A 317-nucleotide genomic window follows, 5' to 3' on the forward strand; every position below is an offset into this window, starting at 1 on the left:
GCCGAGGGGCGTCCAGTAGCCCGTCCAGCCGATGCTCGACGAATCGGGCGCGCCACTTCGAAACCGTCTGCTGCGTCACGCGCTGGCGGCTCGCAACCACCTTGTTGTCCACGCCTTCGGCGCAGGCCAGAACGACGCGAGCGCGCAACGCCAAAGCCTGTGCGGTCTTGCGCCGCAGCGTCAGCGCTGTGAGTTGCTCGCGTTCGGTTTCGCTCAGCACCAGTTCTGTCTTAGGTCTTCCTCGCATGGCCGCCTCGTCGTGTGCATACGGTACACGATCGATTCGGCGCTCCTTGATTAGTTCAATGAACTTCTAA

Annotated in this window: 1 protein-coding gene; it reads right to left on the bottom strand. The window is 62.5% G+C overall.

The features are described from left to right. On the bottom strand, positions 1-247 hold a 247-nt coding region (locus tag AC1DYK_RS36430), incomplete at its 3' end, for a helix-turn-helix domain-containing protein (RefSeq protein WP_478170694.1). Positions 248-317: the final 70 nt, after the last annotated feature.

This window comes from Variovorax sp. P2_H12, assembly GCF_056403395.1.